14 protein-coding genes are annotated in these 22,542 nt (G+C 54.4%); 6 read left to right on the top strand and 8 right to left on the bottom strand.

What is annotated here, in order from left to right; all coding sequences use genetic code 11:
- The first annotated feature begins 5 nt into the window (after positions 1-5).
- The 5 genes from OYT1_RS00875 to OYT1_RS00850 all read left to right on the top strand — a co-directional run bounded on the left by OYT1_RS00875 (position 6) and on the right by OYT1_RS00850 (position 10,442).
- Positions 6-800: an ABC transporter ATP-binding protein gene (locus OYT1_RS00875; protein ID WP_062625778.1), complete on the top strand. Its 795-nt coding sequence runs from the start codon at positions 6-8 to the stop codon at positions 798-800.
- Positions 801-1,109: 309 nt separating this feature from the next.
- Entirely contained in the window at positions 1,110-3,806 is a 2,697-nt protein-coding gene (locus OYT1_RS00865; protein WP_062625780.1) for a nitrate reductase, read from the top strand.
- Positions 3,803-6,226, top strand: coding sequence for a nitrite reductase large subunit NirB (gene nirB / locus OYT1_RS00860; RefSeq protein ID WP_062625781.1), 2,424 nt, complete (start codon positions 3,803-3,805; stop codon positions 6,224-6,226). The genes OYT1_RS00865 and nirB overlap by 4 nt, the downstream gene beginning before the upstream one ends.
- 13 nt (positions 6,227-6,239) lie before the next feature.
- Positions 6,240-6,548 carry a nitrite reductase small subunit NirD gene (gene nirD, locus OYT1_RS00855; protein WP_062625782.1) on the top strand — a complete coding sequence of 103 codons (309 nt, stop codon included), beginning with the start codon at positions 6,240-6,242 and terminating at the stop codon, positions 6,546-6,548.
- Between the two features lie 669 nt (positions 6,549-7,217).
- The gene (locus tag OYT1_RS00850) at positions 7,218-10,442 is read left to right on the top strand and encodes a sensor domain-containing protein (RefSeq protein WP_062625783.1); all 3,225 of its coding nucleotides are present in this window, start codon (positions 7,218-7,220) and stop codon (positions 10,440-10,442) included.
- A gap of 8 nt (positions 10,443-10,450) precedes the next feature.
- Here the strand turns inward: OYT1_RS00850 and OYT1_RS00845 are convergent, their stop codons facing one another.
- Positions 10,451-12,550 (bottom strand): methyl-accepting chemotaxis protein, encoded by a 2,100-nt coding sequence (locus OYT1_RS00845; protein WP_062625784.1) that lies wholly within the window; start codon positions 12,548-12,550, stop codon positions 10,451-10,453.
- A gap of 283 nt (positions 12,551-12,833) precedes the next feature.
- Between OYT1_RS00845 and OYT1_RS13610 the strand changes: the two genes are divergently transcribed.
- Positions 12,834-13,010: a hypothetical protein gene (locus OYT1_RS13610; protein ID WP_172588490.1), complete on the top strand. Its 177-nt coding sequence runs from the start codon at positions 12,834-12,836 to the stop codon at positions 13,008-13,010.
- Positions 13,011-13,070: 60 nt separating this feature from the next.
- On the opposite strand, the gene OYT1_RS00840 is transcribed toward OYT1_RS13610, so the two are convergent.
- The 7 genes from OYT1_RS00840 to OYT1_RS00810 all read right to left on the bottom strand — a co-directional run bounded on the left by OYT1_RS00840 (position 13,071) and on the right by OYT1_RS00810 (position 22,460).
- Complete coding sequence (locus OYT1_RS00840; protein WP_062625786.1) at positions 13,071-16,091, bottom strand: putative bifunctional diguanylate cyclase/phosphodiesterase; 3,021 nt, start codon at positions 16,089-16,091, stop codon at positions 13,071-13,073.
- Positions 16,088-19,147 carry a sensor domain-containing protein gene (locus OYT1_RS00835; RefSeq protein WP_062625787.1) on the bottom strand — a complete coding sequence of 1,020 codons (3,060 nt, stop codon included), beginning with the start codon at positions 19,145-19,147 and terminating at the stop codon, positions 16,088-16,090. Before OYT1_RS00835 ends, OYT1_RS00840 begins: the two co-directional genes overlap by 4 nt.
- 417 nt (positions 19,148-19,564) lie before the next feature.
- Complete coding sequence (locus tag OYT1_RS13510) at positions 19,565-20,218, bottom strand: hypothetical protein (protein ID WP_145983648.1); 654 nt, start codon at positions 20,216-20,218, stop codon at positions 19,565-19,567.
- Positions 20,219-20,240: 22 nt separating this feature from the next.
- Entirely contained in the window at positions 20,241-20,864 is a 624-nt protein-coding gene (locus OYT1_RS00825) for a hypothetical protein (RefSeq protein WP_232013203.1), read from the bottom strand.
- Between the two features lie 35 nt (positions 20,865-20,899).
- On the bottom strand, positions 20,900-21,322 hold the full coding sequence (locus OYT1_RS00820) for a GspH/FimT family pseudopilin (RefSeq protein ID WP_062625790.1): 423 nt from the start codon (positions 21,320-21,322) through the stop codon (positions 20,900-20,902).
- Positions 21,319-22,026: a PilW family protein gene (locus tag OYT1_RS00815; protein WP_062625791.1), complete on the bottom strand. Its 708-nt coding sequence runs from the start codon at positions 22,024-22,026 to the stop codon at positions 21,319-21,321. Before OYT1_RS00815 ends, OYT1_RS00820 begins: the two co-directional genes overlap by 4 nt.
- Positions 22,026-22,460, bottom strand: a complete 435-nt coding sequence (locus OYT1_RS00810) for a type IV pilus modification PilV family protein (protein ID WP_062625792.1) — start codon at positions 22,458-22,460, stop codon at positions 22,026-22,028. Before OYT1_RS00810 ends, OYT1_RS00815 begins: the two co-directional genes overlap by 1 nt.
- Positions 22,461-22,542: the final 82 nt, after the last annotated feature.

Here is a 22,542-nt window from a genome sequence, read left to right as displayed (position 1 = left end):
CTCAAATGAAACGATACGTAAATGTCGAGAACGCTGGCATGGTGTTCACCACACGCCAGGGCGAATTCATCGCACTGCGCGACATCGACCTGACCATCGAACGCGGTGAGTTCATCACGCTAATCGGCCACTCCGGTTGTGGCAAATCCACCCTACTCAACCTGATCGCTGGGCTGTTGCTGCCCAGCTCCGGCCACCTGTTCTGCGCCGAGCGCGAGATCGCAGGGCCTGGACCGGAGCGCGCCGTGGTGTTCCAGAACCACTCGTTGTTGCCTTGGATGACTTGCTTCGACAACATCTATCTGGGCGTGGAGCGCGTATTCGGCGATACCGAGGACAAAGCCAAGCTGCGCCAGCGCACGCTGGATGCACTGGCGCTGGTACACCTGTCACACGCCGAGAAGAAATACCCGCACGAGATCTCTGGCGGCATGAAGCAGCGCGTCGGCATCGCCCGAGCGCTGGCCATGCAACCCAAGGTATTGCTGATGGACGAGCCCTTCGGAGCATTGGATGCGCTGACCCGTGCCCACTTGCAGGATGAACTGATGAAGATCGTCGCCGCCACCCAGAGCACCGTGGTGATGGTTACGCATGACGTGGACGAGGCGGTGCTCCTGTCCGACCGCATCGTGATGATGACCAACGGCCCAGCGGCAACCATCGGCGAGATCCTCAGCGTCGATCTGCCCAAGCCGCGCAACCGTCTGGCACTGGCCAACAACCCGCATTACCACCAGTTACGCGGCGCGGTGCTGGAGTTCTTGTACCAGAAGCAGGCGCACAAAGAAGCGGCTTAGCACGATGAAGCTGTCCTTCTTTAAGAGTCTATTCTCACCGTCTCCCCTCCAATCGGGAGTGGCGATTCAGTATTTGGGGCGAACTGGCGATTTTCTCATGATGGGATCTGAGATTGTAGCCATCCCAAAGGGTGGATGTACGCTGGACTGGGTACTCGATACTTTGAGGTCCCGTGGAGATAAATGGGTTTACGCGTTAGATGAACATAATGTGCTATGCCTAGCGAATGGAGAGTTTATTACTCCTCATGAAGAGGTTAGGCCAAGCTACGAACTCGAAATATATTCCAAAAGGTCCTCTTTCGAGCCATGAACAAACAATCCTGGCCTAGAGAAACGCGCTCTACCTGTTGCTACTGCGGCGTGGGCTGCGGCGTCATCATCGAATCTGATGTCGAGCATATCAGCGGTGTGCGTGGCGACCCAGCACATCCGGCCAATTTCGGTAAGCTGTGCAGCAAGGGTTCCACGCTGCATCTGACCGCGCGCCCGGAGCAACGTCTGTTGCAACCGGAACTGCGCATCGGGCGAGCAGACCCGCGCCTACCGGTGGATTGGGATTCGGCACTGGATCACGCCGCCGAACGCTTTGCCGACATCATCGCCACACATGGGCCGGATGCCGTTGCCTTTTACATCTCCGGCCAGTTGCTGACCGAGGATTACTACGTCTTCAACAAGCTGGCCAAGGGCCTGATCGGCACCAACAACGTGGACAGCAATTCGCGGCTGTGCATGTCGTCCGCCGTCTCCGCCTACAAGCTGACGCTAGGAGCAGACGCTCCGCCCGGCTGCTACGACGACATCGCCCACGCAGGCTGCGTCTTCATCGCCGGATCGAACACCGCGTTTGCGCATCCCATCCTGTTCCGCCGCATCGAGGACGCGCGCAAGGCCAACCCGAAGCAGAAGCTGATCGTGGTCGATCCGCGCCGCACCGACACCGCGCAGGCCGCCGACCTGCACCTGGCCATCCAACCCGGCAGTGACGTGATGCTGTTCAACGCCATGCTGCATGTGATGATATGGGAAGGCTGGTGTGACGAGGCTTACATCGCTGCCCACACCGAAAACTTCGCCGCCGTGCGGCAGGCTGTGCAAGCAGCCACACCACAAGTCGCTGCCGAGCGTTGCGGCATATCGGTCGCCGACATCGTGCAGGCAGCACGCTGGTTTGCCAGCGGGCCGACGCTGTCGCTGTACTGCCAGGGCCTGAACCAGTCCGCGCACGGCACCGACAAGAACGCCACGCTCATCAACTTGCATCTAGCTACCGGCCAGATCGGCAAACCGGGTGCCGCCCCCCTGTCGCTCACCGGCCAGCCGAATGCGATGGGCGGGCGCGAGGTCGGCGGCATGGCCAATCTGCTGTCCGGCCACCGCGATTTAGCCAACCCGCAACACCGCGCCGAAGTCGCTGCGCTGTGGAGCGTACCGTCCATCCCCGAGCGCCCCGGCAAGACTGCCGTAGAGCTGTTCGACGCACTCCACTGCGGCGAGATTAAAGCCGTGTGGATCGCTTGCACCAACCCAGCGCACTCCCTGCCGGATGCGCAGAAAGTGCGCGAGGCGCTGGCGCACGCCGAGTTCGTGGTGGTTCAGGAAGCCTTCCGCGACACCGACACCGTACCGTTCGTCGATCTGCTACTGCCCGCCAGCACCTGGGGCGAGAAGGATGGCACCGTCACCAACTCCGAGCGCCGCATCTCGCGGGTGCGCGCTGCCGTGCCGCCTCCGGGCGAAGCACGCCACGACTGGCAAATTGCCGCCGAATTCGGCCAACGGTTGGCGCAACGTCTCGGTAAATCTGCGCTGCTGGGCTATCCCGACACCGAAACGATCTTCAACGAGCATCGTGCCAGCACCGCCAAGCGCGATCTGGATATCTCCGGCCTGAGCTACGCCTTGCTGGAAGAAGCCGGGCCGCAACAATGGCCGTTGCCAGCCTCCGCTAACGCAGGAACGGCAAGACTGTACGCCGATGGCCGCTACCCCACACCGAGCGGTAAGGCTCGCTTCCATGCCGCCACCGATCTGCCACTGGCTGAAGACACCGATGCACGCTACCCGCTGCACCTCAACACCGGACGGCTGCGCGACCAGTGGCACGGCATGAGCCGCACCGGAAAAACGGGGCGCTTGTTCAGTCATGTCGATGAACCGCTGCTGTCCATGCACACCGCTGACATGGCAGAAAGACAACTGGCGAACGGCGACATTATTGAGGTAACCAGCCGACGCGGCGCGCTGGTGCTGCGCGTCAGCACCTCTACTGAGATGTCAACGGGGCAAGCCTTCCTGCCCATGCACTGGGGCGAGCAGTTCATGCGCGGGCTGGGCGCCAATGCGCTGATCGAAGGTGCGACCGATCCGCACTCCAAACAGCCCGAACTCAAGCACGCCGCCGTGCAAGTGAGCAAACTTGAGCTACCTTGGCAGGTCATCGGCATGGTCTGTGGCGATACGCTCGCCCGCCTACGTCCGCTGCTGCCGCACTTTCGCTACGCAAACGTTGGATTATACGGACGCGAACATGAGCTTTCGGTGTTCCGTGCCGCCCATGAAACCGCCGTGGATGCCACACTGCTGGCTGAACTGGATGTCGCACTGAATCTGGATGCAGCGACCATGAGTTACCACGATGCCAAACGCGGCATCTCGAAAAAAGCCCGCATCGAGCACGGCAAGCTGCGCGCGGTGCGGCTCACCGGCGAGACGCTGGCGCGCGACTGGCTGAAAGAGCTGATGGCCAGCGATGCCGATGCGACGGCCTTGCGCCCCTGGCTGCTCGCCCCCGTATCTGCGCCGCCCGCTGGGCAGCATGCGCGTGGTCGCATCGTCTGCAACTGTCTGGACGTATCCGAAAACGAGATCAACACCCAACTGGCGCAGGGCGGCGGACTGCCCGTCTTGCAGGAAAAACTGCGCTGCGGCACGCAATGCGGCTCCTGCCTGCCCGAACTGAAACGATTAGCTGCAAGCAACTTTAAGAGGAGTGGAGCATGAAGAGACTGAAACTGGTGATGGTAGGCAACGGCATGGCGGGCGTACGCACGCTGGAAGATCTACTCAAACTGACACCCGACCTATACGACGTCACGGTGTTCGGCGCGGAGCCTTACCCCAACTACAACCGCATCATGCTGTCGCCGGTGCTGGCGGGCGAACAGGAGATTGAGGACATCATCCTGAACGATCTCGACTGGTATGCGCAGAACAAGATCACCCTGCACCTGAACAAGAAAGTGGTGCGCATCGACCGGTTGAACAAGATCGTCCACGCCGAAGATGGCACCACGGCGGACTATGACCGCCTGCTGCTGGCGACCGGCTCCACGCCGTTCATCCTGCCCGTGCCCGGCAACTCACTGGACGGCGTGATCGGTTACCGCGACATCCACGACACCCACGCCATGATAGACGCAGCGGCAAAGTACCAGCACGCCGTGGTCATCGGCGGCGGCTTGCTCGGGCTGGAAGCCGCCAACGGTCTGGCTTTGCGCGGTATGGACGTGACCGTGGTGCACATCATGCCTTGGCTGATGGAGCGGCAACTGGACAAAGCGGCGGCTGACTTGCTGCGAGCTTCGCTGGAAGCCAAGGGGCTGAAGTTCCGTCTGGAAGCGCAGACGCAGGCGCTGATAGGCAGCGAACAGGGGCGCGTGTCAGCGATTCGTTTCAAGGACGGAACAGAAATTCCCGCCGATCTAGTGGTGATGGCGGTCGGCATCCGTCCCAACACGGCGCTGGCGGAGTCCGCTGACATTGATTGCAATCGTGGCATCGTAGTAGATGACACGCTGCAAACCAGCGACCCAGCCATCTACGCCGTGGGCGAATGCGTATCGCATCGCGGCACGGCTTACGGACTGGTCGCGCCCTTGTTCGACATGGCCAAGGTCTGCGCCAATCATCTGGCGCAACTGGGCATCGCGCGCTATCAAGGCTCGGTGACTTCGACCAAACTTAAGGTCACCGGCATTGATCTGTTCTCGGCGGGCGACTTCACCGGTAACGAGCACACCGAAGAAATCGTGCTGCACGATGCCGCCGGTGGTGTGTACAAAAAGCTGGTGCTGCAAAACGACGTTCTGGTCGGTGCGGTGATGTACGGCGACACCAAGGATGGCGCTTGGTATTTCCAGATGATCCGCGACGGCAAGAACGTGGCCGAGCTGCGTGACCACCTTATGTTCGGCCAATCTCATCTGGGCAACACCGGCCATCAGGGGCAAAACAGCACGGCGGCCATGCCGGACAGCATGGAGGTGTGCGGTTGTAATGGCGTGTGCAAAGGCACCATCGTCAATGCGATCACGGAAAACGGCCTGTTTACGCTGGACGAGGTGCGCAAACACACCAAGGCATCGGCCTCCTGCGGCTCCTGCACTGGGCTGGTCGAACAGATCATCGCCTCTACCGTGGGCGGCGCATACACGCCGCAGGCGAACAAGTCCAAACCGATGTGCGGCTGCACCGAGCTGACCCACGAGGCGGTGCGCGCGGCGATCAAGGAGCGCACGCTGATCCGCATCCCGCAGGTGATGCAGGAGCTGGAATGGCGCACGCCGAACGGCTGTGCTTCCTGCCGCCCAGCACTGAACTACTACGTGCTGTGCGCCCATCCGCGCGTGGCGCAGGACGATCCACAGTCGCGCTTCATCAACGAACGGGCGCACGGCAATATCCAGAAGGACGGCAGCTTCTCGGTGGTACCGCGCATGTGGGGTGGGACGACGACTGCCGCGCAACTGCGCCGCATCGCCGACGTGGCCGACAAATACAACATCACTGCCATCAAGGTGACGGGTGGCCAGCGCATCGACATGTTCGGCATCCAGAAGGAAGACCTGCCCAGCGTCTGGGCCGACCTCGACATGCCTTCCGGCCACGCCTACGCCAAGGCGCTGCGCACGGTGAAGACCTGCGTGGGCAGCGAATGGTGCCGCTTCGGCGTGCAGGATTCCACCCAGATGGGGATTGATCTTGAGCAGGCCCTGTGGAAGCTAAACTCGCCGCACAAGGTCAAGATCGCCGTGTCCGGTTGCCCGCGCAACTGCGCCGAATCAGGCATCAAGGATGTCGGCATCATCGGCGTGGATTCCGGCTGGGAACTCTACGTGGCAGGCAACGGCGGCATCAAGACTGAGGTCGCGCAATTTTTGGTTAAGGTGAAAACCCGCGAGGAGGTACTGGAATACTCAGGCGCCTTCCTCCAACTCTACCGCGAAGAGGCGCGCTATCTGGATCGCACCGTGCATTACGTCGAGCGCGTCGGACTGGATTACGTGAAGCAGCAGGTGATCGAAGATGCCGCCCAGCGCAAGGCGCTGTATGAACGCCTGCGCTACGCATTGCAAGAAGAAAAAGACCCGTGGGCGACCGAAAACGTCAATCCGCGCGAATTCTCCCCACTCTCAATCTGACAAGGAACTCATCATGGAAAACTGGCAACTGATTGCAACACTGGAAGACATCCCACCGCTGGGTTCGCGCGTGCTGAAGACCGCGCAAGGCGACATCGCGCTGTTCCGCAGTGCCGACGATCAGGTGTTCGCCCTGCACGATAAGTGTCCGCACAAGGGCGGACCGCTGTCGCAGGGCATCGTGTTCGGCCACACCGTGGCCTGTCCGCTGCACGGATGGAACATCAATTTAGAGGATGGGCAAGCTATTGCACCTGACAAAGGTTGTGCAGGAAAACTGATTACAAAAATTGAGAATGGTGCCGTATTTCTTCGAACTTGATATTCCAACTGGTGACTAAGCTAGGGTTATCTACTTGCCGAACGCATGCTTAACGAAGAGTGAGATGCGAAACTCAGAAGCGGTTCGAAGTTGTAAGCATTTTCTGGGGCTGGGAATTGTGTAGTCGCCCTTAGCAATCATCTGCCCAAAACTGCCCTAGGATCGAGGAATGGTGTATCCGGCAGAAATCTACCCTTCGTCCACTCTGGGTTGGCTGCTGCCCATGGCAATTGAGGGAGCGGCACAGACCATAGCCTACGGCAAAGTGCTCCATTCATTGGCTACAAAGGCACTCAGACCCAAAGCATGTTTATCACACTCAGCACTTCCCCAAGCTTGTTCAGCTTCGCTTCTAGCTCCTGTGAAGCAAATAGACTTGTCTTAACACTGGCTAATGCAAGTTCGTTTCGTTAACCAGATTTTCTCATGTCAGCAGGGGATTTTCGAGGTGCTCTAATGTTCAGGTAGCCTTGTTGGTGAGATTGCGGGATGGGTTAGTAGCATTGAGTGAGGCGGTTTGGAAGTTGCGGCTAGCGAGGGAGCGGTGGTGACGGTGGTTCATGGATAGTCCTTTCGCGGTGGCTGCAGGTGGGTAATGGAAATGGGGTAATATTTCAAATCAATTGCAGCATGGTTGCCGACTTTTGCGTCACAGATGGGAAATGCTCTATGAAAAAGACCGAACCGATGACTCTTGATCGTTATCGATTACTATTTGATATGGCGGCAGACTGTATGCTGATACTCGACATGACTGGACGAATCGTCGAAGTCAATCGGTCAGGTGCGGAACAGCGAGGGTATTCTCAGCAGGAGATGATTGGTCGTCGCATCAGCGAGTTCGACCCTCCCGAGTTTGCATCGCGAGTTCCTGAGCGCATGAGGACTTTGATGCTAAATGGTCAAGCTCGCTTTGAGTCGGCGCATATATGCAAAGATGGTCGAGTCATGCCTGTTGAAATCCACTCGCGAGTCATCGAGCTTGATGGTGCGATACATGTATTAAGTGTGATTCGCGATATTACCGCCCAGAAGGAAACTCTCGGCATCATCGATCAATCTCGAATTCAACTTGAGCAACAACACGCATTCTCTCGCGCCGTTTTGAACAATGCTCCGATGGGAATGCACATGTACTGTGTCGATTCGGATGGTCACTTGGTATTCAGCGGAGCCAACCCTGCGGCCGATCACATTCTCGGTGTGGATAATTGTCAGTTCATTGGGAAAACAATTGAGGAAGCATTCCCTGCTCTGATTGCTACCGAAGTTCCATCTCAGTATCGCAGAGTTGCCGCGTATGGTGGCACCTGGTTCACGCAACAGATCTCATATCAGGAGGGAAGAATCAACGGCGCCTATGCAGTGAGTGCATTCCAAACGCTTCCCAATCAGATGGCGGTATTTTTTCAGGATATTACTGCAAGTAAACAACAAGAACAGGCATTAAAGGAAAGCGAAGAGCGTTGGAAATTTGCATTGGAGGGGGCAGGAGATGGAGTGTGGGACTGGAACCCGAAAACGGACCAAGCAATTTTCTCCGAACGCTGGATGGAAATGGTCGGTTATTTCGATCATGATTTTCCTCAACTAGGTGCGGCGTGGATTGAGCACCTACACCCAGAAGACAAAGCGCGAGTAACACATGCGATAGCCGAATATCTTAACGGGACCGAATCAAGTTATTCGGTTGAGTTTCGTATGCGGTGCAAAAATGGCTCTTGGAAGTGGATTCTGGCGCGAGGGATGTTAGCTAGTCGGGATGAGCAAGGGAATCCGTTGCGCATGGTAGGGACGCACTCCGATCTGACCAATCGCAAACAGGCCGAGCAAGAGATGGCGGAAAAGACCTCACTGTTGGTTGCCACACTGGAGTCGACCGCTGACGGCATATTGGTGGTGGATAGCGCAGGCAAGATTACCAGTTACAACCAGCAATTCATGAGGCTTTGGGGTATTCCGGATGCTGTAATGGCCGGTGGTGACGATGCTACTGCGATTGCATATGTGCTTGATCAACTTGTGGATCCGGATGGTTTCTTGAGTACAGTGCGGATGCTCTACCAGCAACCGGCAGAGGAAAGCTTTGATGTTTTGGCGTTCAGGGATGGTCGCCATTTTGAGCGCTATTCGCGACCGCAATGCATAGGTGAGCAGATAGTCGGACGCGTTTGGAGTTTCCGAGATATATCCAAGCGACGTCAAGCAGAAGAGTCATTGAAGCTTGCTAGCATGGTGTATGGCAACAGCACTGAGGCCATCATGGTGGTCGATGCCAATGACAATATCGTTGCAACCAATCCAGCCTTTACGTTAACAACAGGGTTTTCTGAATCGGAGGTCGTCGGCAAAAATCCTCGCCTACTCAGCTCGGGGCGCCAGGGTGCAAGTTTTTATCGGGAGATGTGGCAGGCGCTGAAGCAGACGGGGCGCTGGCAAGGGGAGGTATGGAATCGTCGTAAGAATGGTGAGGTATTCGCAGAACAACTTTCCATCAATACGATTTATCACCCAGATGGCTCGGTTAATCGGCGCATAGCGCTTTTCTTGGATATAACCGACAAAAAACATGCCGATGAGTTGGTCTGGAGGCAAGCGAACTACGATACGCTGACAGGCTTGCCAAACAGGCGTATGTTGCGAGATCGACTAGAGCAAGAGATTAAAAAAACACAACGTAGCCAGACTTCTCTGGCTATTCTTATTATTGACCTTGATCGCTTCAAGGAGATCAATGACACCCTAGGCCATCATATTGGCGACGATCTCCTAGTTGAGGCAAGTAGGAGAATCGAGGCGTGTGTACGCGAGTCCGATACTGTGGGGAGGCTGGGCGGAGATGAGTTTACGGTGCTGCTGAGCCAACTTAATGGAGTTGGTGATGTGGAACGCCTAGCTGGCCAGCTTCTTGAGCGTCTGGTGGCACCGTACAAACTTGGAGAAGAGTTGGTTTACTCTTCTGCCAGTATCGGTATCTCTATCTACCCTGATGATACAACCCAGCCATCACAATTGATGCAATACGCTGACCGTGCAATGTATGCGGCCAAAGGTCAAGGAAAGGGCAGATTTAGTTTCTTCACCCCATCTTTACAGGCAGATGCACTGAATCGATTACGCTTATCTAGCGAATTGGCTGGCGTTTTGGAGTCTGGGCAGCTCAGAGTTTATTTTCAACCGATTGTTGAGCTATCTACCAATAATATATTTAAAGCTGAAGCACTTTTGAGATGGATTCATCCAGCAAGAGGGATGATTAGCCCGATGACATTCATTCCATTGGCGGAGGAAACTGGACACATCATTCCAATTGGGGAGTGGGTGCTGCACGAATCTGTACGCTGGCTAAAGCGATGGAATCAACTTTCTCATGGTGGTTTCCAAATTAGTGTAAACAAATCACCTATACAGTTTAGAAGTGGTGATAGCGCAGACGTGTTGTGGGTTTCGCACTTGAAAGAAAATGGCCTCAGTGGCAGGAATCTTTGTGTTGAGATTACCGAAAGTTTGTTGTTGAACACAGATGAGACAACTTCTCGCAAGCTTTTCAGCTTCCGAGATGCGGGTATTCAAGTTTCGATTGACGATTTTGGTACGGGTTATTCCTCACTGTCCTACTTGAAGAAGTTTGATATCGACTATTTGAAAATTGACCAGTCCTTCGTTAGGAATATGGCCAGCGATCCGTCGGATTATGCTCTTTGTGAGGCGATAGTGGTGATGGCGCATAAATTAGGTCTTAAAGTGATAGCCGAAGGGGTTGAAACATTAGAGCAGCGCGACCTTCTATTGAAAATAGGGTGCGATTTTGGGCAGGGCTATTACTTTAGCAGACCGATACCTGGGGAAGAGTTGGACTCTATGCTTACACAAAATTCGGGGTACTCTCACTGAAGGTTACCTCAGCGAGAATTATTCAACTCGAATTGACTAACTAGGTTGTTCATTTGATCCGAGGTACTGAGCAGATGGGCCATCATCATCCAAGTCTGGCCGATATCGTTCTTATTGCCCTGCACCAGTTCGGCCAACTGCTCCATTTTCTGGGCTACTTCCATACTGGCCTCCGATTGCTGCCTAGCCGCCAGCGAGATTTGTTGCGATACATCCCTCACCTCGACACTCGCCTCCGATATCTGCGCCAATCCTTGCACGCTCTGCTGCATCTTGCCGACACCCTCGCCCACCTCGCTCACAGCAAGGTTCATTGAATCTACGGCCAACTGAGTAACTGTCTGGATCTCGCTAACCATGCCCGTGATGGAAATGGTGCAATTGGTAGTGTGCGTCGCCAAATTGCGTATCTCGTCCGCCACCACGGCGAAACCACGCCCCACCTCACCCGCGCGCGCCGCCTCGATCGCCGCATTCAAAGCCAGCAGATTAGTTTTGTTGGCAATGTCCTTGATCGCCTTGGTGATAGTGCCGATGCGCTGGATGATCTGATCCAGCTCGCCTATGGTCTTACCTGAAGAGCGCACCGCCTCGACCACTTTAGTGTTCGCCTCCATGCTCTGGTTGATACTGGTATTACTACCTACTACCAGTTCACGCGAACTGGCAGCACGCTGCAAAGCATGAGCTGCGCCGTCCGCCACCTCACTCGCCGACTGCGTCAATTCCTCGGTCGTAGCTGCCACCGAAGCTACCTGTTCGGCCTGTTTATTGGAAGCTTGCACCACATCACCCAGCTTGTTGCCCAACGCTACACTCTTCTGCTCAATGAGCAGAGAGGCATCATGGATGGCATTCAGCATCGCCTTCAAATTTATCTGCATCACCGCCAGCGAAATAGAAAGTGCACCAATCTCATCATGGCGATGTGTGTCGATCTCCTCAGTCAGCACCCCCTCAGATAGCATGTCGAAGTGCTGGGTGATTTTCCGCAAGGGCTTGAGGATGGAACCTGCCAGCCATTGGCTGGCAAGCAAATTCACCAGCAGGCAGAGCAGTGCTCCCCAGATGCTTACCTGCACCACGGACCGGTAATCAGCTTTCGCCACCTCTCGCCGCTGGATACCACGCTGCTCGATATAAGCTTCCAGCGCCGAGGCGTGTTCCTTGGCCTGCTCGTACAGGGGCGCGACCACCTTCAGCATGATCTCGTTGGCGCGCGGATAATCGCCCGCCCGCAAGGCGGCCTCTGCCGGAGCCAGCCCCTTCTTGAGATAGTCATCCAGCACTCTGGCATATTCCTCAGCCAGGGCATGGGCTCGGCTATCCTCCTGACGCAGCAGCGCCTCGCCCAACCTGGACAGCTCTGCCGACTTATCGGTAATTTTATTCAAATGTTTACTCAACGGATGCTCATGCAGCGCCGCGTTGCGCGTCCCCGGCTCATGTTGCAAACCCAGCGCGATGTGCTTGTAAGCGCCGTCCATCAGCGCCATCGCGACGTCAATCTGATGCTGCGGGGTTAGATCGTCCCGGTAGGCCATTTCCAATATCTGGTTGCTCTGGGATAGACGGGACAAACCCAGAAATGCCCCTATGACGGTAATCAGCACCGTCAGCGACATAACCAAACCCAAGCGAGTACGGATGCTCAGCAGTTTAAACAGCCTGCTGCCCTTGTCCGAATTGAACGCAGCCCGGCTGGAACTCAGTTGCCGATACAAAGCTTCCGTTTCGTTGATTTTCAATCGAGTCGGCTCTGAACGCACCGACATATACCCCACCGGCTGACCATTTTTCTTGACTGGCACAACGAACGCATCCACCCAGTAAAAGTCACCGTTCTTGGCTCGATTCTTCACCAAACCACGCCACGGCTTCCCTTGTTTGAGATGCCGCCACATATCTTCGAAGGCCTGCGGCGGCATGTCCGGGTGGCGCACCATGTTGTGATTGCTGCCCAGCAACTCATCACGCTCGAAACCGCTAATCTCGATGAATGCATCATTGACGTAGCTGATTGCACCTTTCAGATCAGTCTTGGATACCAGATACTTTCCGGTAGGAAAGGCAATCTCGTTTCGAGTGACAGGTTGGTTGTTCTTCATTTTTCTGGTTATCCAATTTCGCTCAAGTAGTAGATGTCCTAATTCTCTGTATCGGAAGATCCTCAACATTCTTTATGACGGCCTTTCTGGCTGCGCGTACAGTTTCGTGGTTTACTTTACGGATCAGTGAAGTAGTCTGACTTGCGTGCGACCAGACTGACGATGGCCTGTTGTGGTTCTTGCAGATAATTGTGCAACCCCTGTCGCCGATCCGGCTACGCCCTTCGACGATGGGTGAGCGTGCCTCGAAGAATTTCCGGTTGGAGATAACGCCTCGCCGGTCATGCTTGCCGTAACTGATTTCCAGCCCAAAGTTGTTGGACAATGCGTCGATCAGGGCACTGATCCGCAAGGCAAAGCCATCACCGAAGACAAGCATGGACTTGCCCGCGCCGTTCGCCAAGGATGGGTGGCACGAAAATCCAGCGAAGCTGGACGCTGTATTGCGGGGCTGGGATAGCACGCCCCCCCACGTTTCGAATTTCGACATTTCCATTTGCAAGTGCCTGACTGTTTGGTTTTATCTGGCTCGAAGTAGCTGTTCAAATTCTGCCAAGGGCAGCGGCTTACCAAACAAATAACCTTGGTAATTGGTACACCCCTTGCGCGCCAGCAAGTGCCTCTGCTCCTCGACTTCCACACCTTCAGCGATGATGTCCAGATCCAGACTGCTCGCCATGGCGATAATGGTACGAACAATGGCTCGATCAAACTCATCGTGCAGAATACCGCGCACGAAGGACTGATCGATTTTGAGTTGATCCAGTGGCAAGCGCTTGATATTGGACAGCGAGGAATAACCTGTACCGAAGTCATCCATGGAGAATTTCACTCCCAGCGACTTAAGCTGACTCATCGTGCTGATGGTAGAGTCAACATTGTCCGCAATCATGCTTTCGGTAATTTCCAGTTTAAGATGTGCGGGATTAATACCACTCTGCTCAAGCAGCTCTTTGACTTGCCACACAAACATCGTTTCCCTGAGTTGCCGCACACTCACGTTGACCGAAAGTACCAAATCACGGGTGAGCGCATTGGATTCCCATTGCTTAAGCTGGGCACAAGCCGTTTGCAGCACCCAATACCCAATCGGCACAATCAAACCGGACTCCTCTGCAACCGGAATAAACTGGAGTGGCGAGATCACTCCCATCTCAGGATGTATCCAGCGCAGCAGGGCTTCCGCACCAATTGACTGATGGTCTTGGTTCACCTGTACTTGGTAATAGAGCTGCAATTGTTGCCTAGCTAGTGCCAGATGCAGCCCCTGCTCCAGTTGGTTTCGTGCATTCAGTACCGCTCGTGTCAACGGATCATAGAAACGCACAGCGTTACGCCCGGCACTCTTTGCCTGATACATCGCAATGTCGGCTTGCTTGATGAGTTCATGTACATCAACCGAATGGTCGCAATACATGGCTACACCGATACTTGGCGTACTGTGATGCTCGTCGTCACTCAACGAGTAAGGCCGGCCCAATTCGCATAGTATTTTTTCCGCCACTCGCTCGGCATGAGCCGCTGCCTCGTTATGTGAGGTACTAAGATTCTCCAGCAGCAATACGAATTCATCTCCTCCTAATCGCGCCACAGTGTCCTCTTCACGCACACACGACTTAAGGCGAACCGCCACTTCGACTAATAACAAATCACCCACTGCGTGACCTTTGGTATCGTTGAGCGATTTAAAGTTATCTAAGTCAATAAACACAACAGCACCATGTTTGGCGTTGCGGATATTGGCTGACAGGGAATGCTGTAACCGATCCATCAGCAAGCGTCGATTGGGCAACTGGGTAAGCGGATCGTAATAAGCCAGTTGCTGAATGTCTTGTTCTGATTTCTTGCGTGCCGTGATGTCTGTACGTATCGCGATATATTGGTAGGGCTTGCCGTGCTCATCCTTGAACGGCACCACGGTCATGTCCAACCAGTAAAGACTGCCGTCCTTGGCGCGATTGCAAACCTCGTTATGCCAAACGTTACCGTGCGTAATTACTCGAAACATCTCCTTGAAGAATTCTTTGGGGTGGTGCCCGGACTTAAGTAGGCGGTGATTATTCCCCAGCAACTCTTCGCTAGAATACTGGCTGATCTGACAAAACCGATCATTCACATAAATGATCGTGCCAGTGACATCGGTAATGGAAACGATTGCGTGCTCGTCCAAGGCCAGTTTCTGCAATTGCAATTCCATCATCGCTCGCCGCGACTTTTCCTCGCTTTCTTGCAGCATTTTTTGTGACTCTTTGCTGGCAAGCAAATTGGCTCGAATCTGTTGATTCAGTATTTCCAACTCCTGAGTGCGCTCGGTGACGCGGGCTTCCAGATGTTGATAGATGGAATCAAGATTGCTCGACATTCGATTGAATGAGTTGGCGATCACACCAAACTCGTCTTGGGATTCAATCTTGATAGGATGGCTGAAATCCTGAGTGCGCTCAATCTCCTCGATGGCCTGCTGGAGCTTGAGTATTGGGTGAATGATGGCTCGGTCTTGCAAACGCAGGTATAGGTAAATCGCCAAGATACTAATCACCAGCAACATACCCAACTGTTCCGCGAACATGATCCACATCGGCATCAGCAACTCATTCGCATCCTGTTCCACCACCAATGTCCAACTGGAATCATAGAACGGCATAGAAGCACCAATCTTCTGCTTACCATCCACGCCAGTGTAGAAACCCATCGCCTCGCGGCAACCCGTGGTGCATTTAGCATTAGTCGCATATACCCCGCCCTTACTGCAAATCACTCCAGCTTGTTGCAGGGTGGTACGCCAGGGCAGCTCACTGCCCTGCCCTTTCAGGAACTGACCGGGGCGAGCGTGCGACTCGGTAATCAGCAGATTTTCTTTGTTAACGATGTAGTAATCGAAACTCTTGCCCACCCCAGCGAGGTAATACGCTCCCATATCGCCTGCCAGATTGCCTATCTCGCCACTCACGATATTGCTCAACATACGAGCATCGGCATGCACGTAAAGCATGCCTGCGCCCACGGGGGCGGCAAAGGTAAGCACAGGTACGGTGCCGTCGTACCACGGATCGGAATAGCCCGATCGAGTGTCGATCTGCTTAGTCCAAGCGGCACCTTCGCGCTTAGGATCGGAGGAAATCCGAATGACTCCATCCGTTACATAATCAATGGCGTGATACACCGCCCAAGTGGGAATCTTGCGCGTACCCGCGATGATCTCGTCTTTGAACGGATGCTCATCCAACCGGAATACATCGGTAGCAACGATTTCCTTTAACTGGCTACGCACAGCGGTCTCGTCGGCCTGTGCAACCAGATGAGCGAGCTGCTTGGCGAGCTTCTCATTCTGGTCGATGAAACGAATCACCCCCTGCTGCTTGGCATCAGTAAAGTTCATCAGTCCGCCCAAGGCGGTCTGTACGTTCAGCCAATAACTCTGGTAGGTAAAATAGGCAAAGCCTGCTGTCAGTGAAAGTCCGAACACCCCCGCCGACAGCAGGAAGACCTTCCATTTGATACTCAGGTTACGCCATTTGGCAAACCAACGCCCCGCAGTCATGATTGCCCACCATGTGGCGGACGCTGTTGCAGCAAGGTTTCAAATGCTGCAACCTGCATCGGTCGGCTGTAGTGGTAACCCTGCGCCACTTCACAACCATACTCTGTCAGCATCGACGCCTGACCTGCCGTTTCCACGCCTTCGGCGATCAAACTCATTTTGAGGTTGTGCGCCATGCCAATGATGGTCTTCACCATCTCAGCATCGTCTTCATTCTTGTCCGAATCGCTGACAAATGACCGGTCGATTTTCAGAATATCAATGGGGAAACGACGCAAATAGGACAAGCTGGAATACCCTGTGCCGAAATCGTCCAGCGCCAAGTGAATACCTAACGCTCGTATCTCGTCCAGTACCGTCCCCAAGCCATGGGGATCGAGCAATAGGCTCTCTGTCATCTCGATTTCCAGCAACGACGGGGTCACCCCAGTGTCGTCTAGCGCACCACGCAGTACCTGCAATAACTCCGCCGGACGCATGAATTGTCGTGCGGACACATTAAAACTGACTTTCAACCGCAACCCTTGATCCTGCCATCGCTTAGCTTGTCTGCATACCTCTCGAATTACCCAATCACCAATCTCGATGATAAGGTTGCTATGCTCCGCCACCGGAATAAAGCGAGCCGGCGACACTTGCCCCATGCCCGGATGATTCCAACGAATCAATGCCTCACAGCCAATGACGCGGCCATTGCGCAGATCCACTTGCGGTTGATAATACAGTTCGAATTCTTGGTTCTCCACGGCTTTGCGTAGCAAGCGCTCGATCTTCAGCCGCTCCAACGCCTTTTCCTGCAATTCACTGGTAAAAAAGCGATGCGTGGCACGACCAGACTGTTTGGCCTGATACAGGGCGGCATCGGCATTCTTGAGTAGAGTCACACCATCGCGGCCATCCTGCGGACAAATGCTGATGCCAATGCTTGGCGTAATATGCAATTCATCGTCCCCCGTATGGAAGGGCATACTGATTTCCTGAAGGATTTTATGTGCCACGCCTCCTGCATCCTCCGGCCCTCCAATATCGTTAAGCATGATGACGAATTCATCACCACCGACTCGTGCCAGCGTATCTTCACTGCGAATACATGTAAGCAGGCGCTCAGCCACCTTCCGCAATAGATCATCACCCGCCAGATGACCCAGCGCATCATTCACATCCTTGAAGTGATCCAGATCAAGGTATAGCAGAGCGACCTGCGCATTGCGCCGTGCCGCACTGCTGAGTGCCTGAGCAAGGCGATCTTGTAGTAAGCGACGATTGCTCAGCCCTGTAAGCTGATCGTGATAAGCCAGATGCTCGATCTGCGCCGTCGCCTGCTTTTGTTCGGTAATGTCATGAAACAGTGTTTGAAAGGCCTGACGACCATCGGGCAACTGCACCCGCTGCACTGATACACCCACATCAATCATGCGACCGCTGCGGGTGCGATAACGCGACTCAAAATCATCGCGTCCAGTTTGACTGATCTTTTTCTTGCGCGTCGCAATGGTGGCAGCATCGTCCAACGCCTCAAAATCCCACACATGCAGTTGCAGCAACTCCTCGCTGCTATATTCCAATTGACGTAACGCCTCGTGGTTGTGTGCAATCACTTGGACATTCTCTCCGATCAACAGCACGCCTTCCGGCATTTGTTCGAAGAGGGACTGGTATTGAGACTGTGCAAGCGCGGCTGCTTGCTCCGCATCCTTACGCGTCTGAATATTCTCGATAATGGAAATACCGTAATCTGGGGTGCCATCCTCTTTCCAGATAATGGAAAGCGTCAACGCCACCCAGACGCAGCTTCCATCCTTCCGGATATAACGTTTTTCCGCTTGGAAATAATTGATACGCGCTGCCAGCAATTCACTCAGCGCATCCAAATCACGCTCAATATCATCAGGATGGGTAATACTCCGAAAGGACAATTGCAGCAGCTCTTCTTCGCTGTAGCCCGTGATTTCACACAACTTGTGGTTCACGCGCAACCATCTGCCATTCAGCCCTACATGCGCCATGCCCACCGCCGCCATGTCGAACGTCTGCTGAAACAGTGCACGCTCATGACGCAATTCGCGCAGCATGGCGTAGCGCCGCGACACATCGTGGAACACCATCACCACACCGATCGCCTGTCCATGTTCGTCCAACACCGGTGCAGCAGAATCTTCCACCGCCACGGTGCTGCCATCGGGGCGATGCAGTACCATGCCGTTCGACATCGGTATCGGACGGCCGTCACGCAGCACGATCTCCGCCGGAGACGCCACACGTATTTGATTGTTGGTATCGTAAAGCTGAAATACCTCGCTTAGCGCCTTGCCCCTCGCTGCGGCCTCCGTCCAGCCCATCAGCTTTTGAGCAGTTTCATTGATGGTCTCGATACGCCCTTGCATATCGACGACCAACACCGCATCGCCAATGGACTGATAAATGGCACGTACACGCGCATCACCCGCTCCAATTTTGCGTAACGCTCGGAACGTCAATATAAAAGCTAGTAGCGACAGCAACTGTAAAAGAATTGCTACCCATCCTGCCCCATAGAAGCTCGGCGTGGCACTAAGCGTGACGAATCGGTCATCGGCCTGAGCTTGTAAAGTCGAGCGCCAGCGCTCCAACTCAGCGCGCAATGTCCTATCGCGCCCCATCACTTGCCGATCCACTTCGCGATAGGACAGTGGGTTGGTCGATTTCAGGCTGCGTAAGGCGATGGTGTACTCTTCCACCAAGGACTGCTCTAGGCGTTGCAACTCGGTAACACTTGAAACGGGCACCCCCTCTGCTTGCAGAGTCTCTTGCGCCTGGTGCAACCGATATTTCACTCGATCTGCTGCCAGCATAAATTGCTGCTGGTGCTTGGCAAGTAACACTGGATCGTGCGCACGCAACAGCATGTCTTTCCATTCCTGCGTTTGCCATGCCACATCGGACTCCACTGTAGCCAGCAGATCATTCAAACGCACAATGGCAGCCGTGTCGCGACGTGCCTCGATGCCAAGTTGCTCTATTGCTTGGCCGAACCAATAGCCACCCACTGCCATCGACAACAGTGAAGAACCGAGCACTACCCATAACCAACGGCGAATATACCGCTCACGCTCAATACCGTACCTCAACATACCCCCCCCCCCCCCCCGAGCTACGGGAGGGTTCTATACGTGCGTTTCTACGGCCACTGAAGAGCAATTTAACGCCCCCACCTAGAGAGTTGTGCGCCACTCAAGGTAGATCCATCTAACCAACACCTCCGGACGAACATTCCCAGCACAACAGGCTTGAATCACGTCCGCATATTCAACAAAGATCCGATCAACATACTCGACCGGACAAAAGTGTTCGCATGTCAGGCTGACATAAATCTCATTCGAATATTTTGCAATGTCACTCATAGTGTTATGACTCCCATTAGTTTTAACTGCTTTACGTTGTAATAACACATGACCATCAGAGGTCTTATCTCCCACTGCCATATTCACTCTGGCTCATGGGCGCACAATAACAAAGCGTCTAGCGCCAGCCGCCGTAGCTCCCCCACCCCCTGTTGAACCGCCCGATGCCCCTCCTCCAGTACTTGTGCCACCATTAACACCCGAGTTATCACCACAGGTGTTGGAGCTAGTTGACTTGGCCTCTCCTGACTTACCATCCCCTGAGTTCTTGTGATCATCCATTCCATGAGACTCGTTGCCGTCAGATTTGTGCTCAGAAGATTTGCTATCTTCTGATTTTCTATCCGAAGAACTACGACCATCCATTCCATGGGACTCGCTGCCGTCAGATTTGTGTTCAGAGGATTTGCCATCTTCTGATTTCCTGCCCGAAGCGCTGTGACCATCATCCGAGTGCTCGCTGCCTGCCTCGCGAGGGCTGCTATCAGACTTATGGCTATCAGCCCCCGCGCCACTGCTGCCCATCGAACCACACCCACTTGGATTACTCCGGTGTGCTTTTGCAAACACTAATGTCTTTTTGGGCGGCGGGCTAGCAGCCGAGTGCTCACTCTCGTGCTCTGTTTTCTTATCTTCGGCTTTTCTGGATTCCGTTTTATCGTCCTCTTTCTTCGAGTCCGCCATAGCCGCAGAGGCCATCGAGAGTAACAAAGCCCCAAAAACCACCTTCGCTGTTTTCATTTCCATATACCCTCCACTAAGTTAACAACTACTGATAGGTGCCCACAAACTGACGCAAGTAGCTTTTCGCCTTCCCATACTGTGAAGCCCCCGCACAATACATATCAACAAATCCAGAATTACTCGGGTTCACTTCCAGCTCAAGCCAAACAGCCACTTTTTGCGATGAGATTTCCTTGTCCCACGTACTGGCGCTTTTCGTTAGCCCGCCCGCTGCCGTTTGAATGAACAGCAATGGGCGTATTTGACTGGAAATGAATAGATCGTTAATTCGCATACTCTGGATAGCAACGTCCACCTGCTGCGAACTCAGTGGCGTTGCAATCGTCCCGGCACCTTCACCCACGGCCACCCGACGCACAATCGAGGTGGGGTTACCCGCTTTCGCGTAAAACGCATATCCCAGCGGCAGTGTAGTGGGTGAGGTCGTCAAGTCTTGCCATCCCTCATCTCTGTCTGGCGCTCCGTTGCCATTGATGTCGGCCAGCAGACTATCTACCGAAGCAAACTGTCCGGTGATGCGCCCAATTCCTGCCTCTGCCAGAGTTTGGGCAAGATTAGCATCGCGCATGCTGCCACCAACACGCTTGACCAGCATCGAGCGCTCGAAATAAGCGATCGTCATGCCCGCCACCAGCGCCATCGTCATCATGGCCATCACCAGCGAAAATCCTTGTTGCCGCCACCTCACTGGATCACCTGTCCCAATGGGCTGACGACGACCGTCCTCGGCGTTACCTTCTGCGAGGAGGTGCTTGCAATGCTTACCGTTCCCGCAGTCGATGCCATCCCATACGAGTTGAATACAAATTTTGCCGTTCCTGATACGTTGACTCCCAATGGGAGCGCTGTCCGAATCGCACCCGCCGCACCATTCTGCACCTGCGACAGGACTGAGGTGCTGTCGATGATCACGGTGACGTCACTCGACAGCTCCATCGCGCGTGACCTCGCTACACGTAAAGACTGTGCAATCGTCTGAGTCGTCTGCGAAATCTTGTTATTAGCCATCATATGAGACATGCTGCTAATCGCCATGACAGACATAATCGCGACAATCGCCACCGCAATCATTAGCTCGACCAAAGTAAAACCTTGACTGGTTTTCACAGTACATTCCTTGGAAAAACGACACCACAAACACGCGCAGTGCGATAGTGCAGCAAGGTATCTTTGTCATCAGGATTGATATAGGAGGGATCGGGCGAACGCGTTCGAGTTTCTACACAGATCTCGAATCCGCCGTCTGGGCTAGCGTTTGTCGCTGTCTGCCTAGCACCACCAATGGTAAGCGGCCAAACATCAATATTGGCGATACGCGCTGTCCGCTCTGAAACAACCACTAGACTTTGTACAGGTGCAGCGGGGAGCTCGGCGACCGTCGGCGCAACTGCTAGGGTCATGTTCCCCGAGTTGCCATCCCAAGCAAAACGCACTGCATTATTGCTATAGGGCGAAATATTGTTCGGCCAGATTTTGTACCCAGCAGGCAACACTCCACTAACCGTCACAGCATCATTCTTTTGGGCAAGCTTCCCTGCGGGGTTAGGATTAGTAACACCGGCAGGGTAAGCAATATCGAACTGGGGACAGGCAGTACATACCTCGGCTTGCAACAAAAACTCGGCGAGAATTTTGTACACCACTTGGGCATCCTCTTCAGCCGAGGCCAGGTTATCCTGCTGAATAATCAGTTTCGCATTCGATGACAGCATGGCGCCCGAGGCCAGCGCAACGATAACTCCCAGAGCTAGCCCCACCATAAGCTCCGTAAGGGTAAATCCTCGGCATTGGTTTGGCAGGGGAATGGGCATCAATAACTCACGGTACACAGCGGATTGACCGCCTGCGCCTGCCCAGATTCCTTATAGGGGACATTGAGCGCTATCGTCAACACGGCATGTGCCGGAAGCGCGTTGATACCGACGACATTACCTTGAGTGTCTTCGACACGCTTCAAGGTAATTGGGTATGTTCTGCGGGTTTCAGGTGAGTAGATATTCTTGGGAAAAGCGGCAAGCGAAGCGGCCACCGCGTCACGGCTTTGGTTAGAAATTGCAATCAGAGGCTGCATCGCCTGCATTCCTGCCGTCGTCGCGGCATGTCGCGACGAAGCATCCTTCTGCATGGCCATGCCCATCACTTGGCTACCGACAAAACAAAATGCAGCGATGCCCAAAATCAGCGAAGCAACCATTGCTTCGACAATTGAGAATCCTGCTTGCCCGCTCGCGAGCGAGCGTATCATCTTCGCAGATGGCACTGTATTTCCCTCATTGAGTGTCACAGCCAAAGTCGTCAGCACTTAACCTAGAATCTAGGTTAACCAC

The sequence above is a fragment of the Ferriphaselus amnicola genome (assembly GCF_000974685.2).
GTDB classification, from domain to species: Bacteria; Pseudomonadota; Gammaproteobacteria; order Burkholderiales; family Gallionellaceae; genus Ferriphaselus; species Ferriphaselus amnicola.
This window is presented reverse-complemented; position numbering and strand designations above follow the sequence as displayed.

Coding starts and splice junctions, on each gene's coding strand:
- OYT1_RS00875 (WP_062625778.1), top strand. CDS start 6: ATGAAACGATACGTAAATGTCGAGAACGCTGGCATGGTGTTCACCACA.
- OYT1_RS00865 (WP_062625780.1), top strand. CDS start 1,110: ATGAACAAACAATCCTGGCCTAGAGAAACGCGCTCTACCTGTTGCTAC.
- nirB (WP_062625781.1), top strand. CDS start 3,803: ATGAAGAGACTGAAACTGGTGATGGTAGGCAACGGCATGGCGGGCGTA.
- nirD (WP_062625782.1), top strand. CDS start 6,240: ATGGAAAACTGGCAACTGATTGCAACACTGGAAGACATCCCACCGCTG.
- OYT1_RS00850 (WP_062625783.1), top strand. CDS start 7,218: ATGAAAAAGACCGAACCGATGACTCTTGATCGTTATCGATTACTATTT.
- OYT1_RS00845 (WP_062625784.1), bottom strand. CDS start 12,550: ATGAAGAACAACCAACCTGTCACTCGAAACGAGATTGCCTTTCCTACC.
- OYT1_RS13610 (WP_172588490.1), top strand. CDS start 12,834: ATGCTTGCCGTAACTGATTTCCAGCCCAAAGTTGTTGGACAATGCGTC.
- OYT1_RS00840 (WP_062625786.1), bottom strand. CDS start 16,091: ATGACTGCGGGGCGTTGGTTTGCCAAATGGCGTAACCTGAGTATCAAA.
- OYT1_RS13510 (WP_145983648.1), bottom strand. CDS start 20,218: ATGGAAATGAAAACAGCGAAGGTGGTTTTTGGGGCTTTGTTACTCTCG.
- OYT1_RS00825 (WP_232013203.1), bottom strand. CDS start 20,864: ATGATGACGATGGCGCTGGTGGCGGGCATGACGATCGCTTATTTCGAG.
- OYT1_RS00815 (WP_062625791.1), bottom strand. CDS start 22,026: ATGCCCATTCCCCTGCCAAACCAATGCCGAGGATTTACCCTTACGGAG.
- OYT1_RS00810 (WP_062625792.1), bottom strand. CDS start 22,460: ATGATACGCTCGCTCGCGAGCGGGCAAGCAGGATTCTCAATTGTCGAA.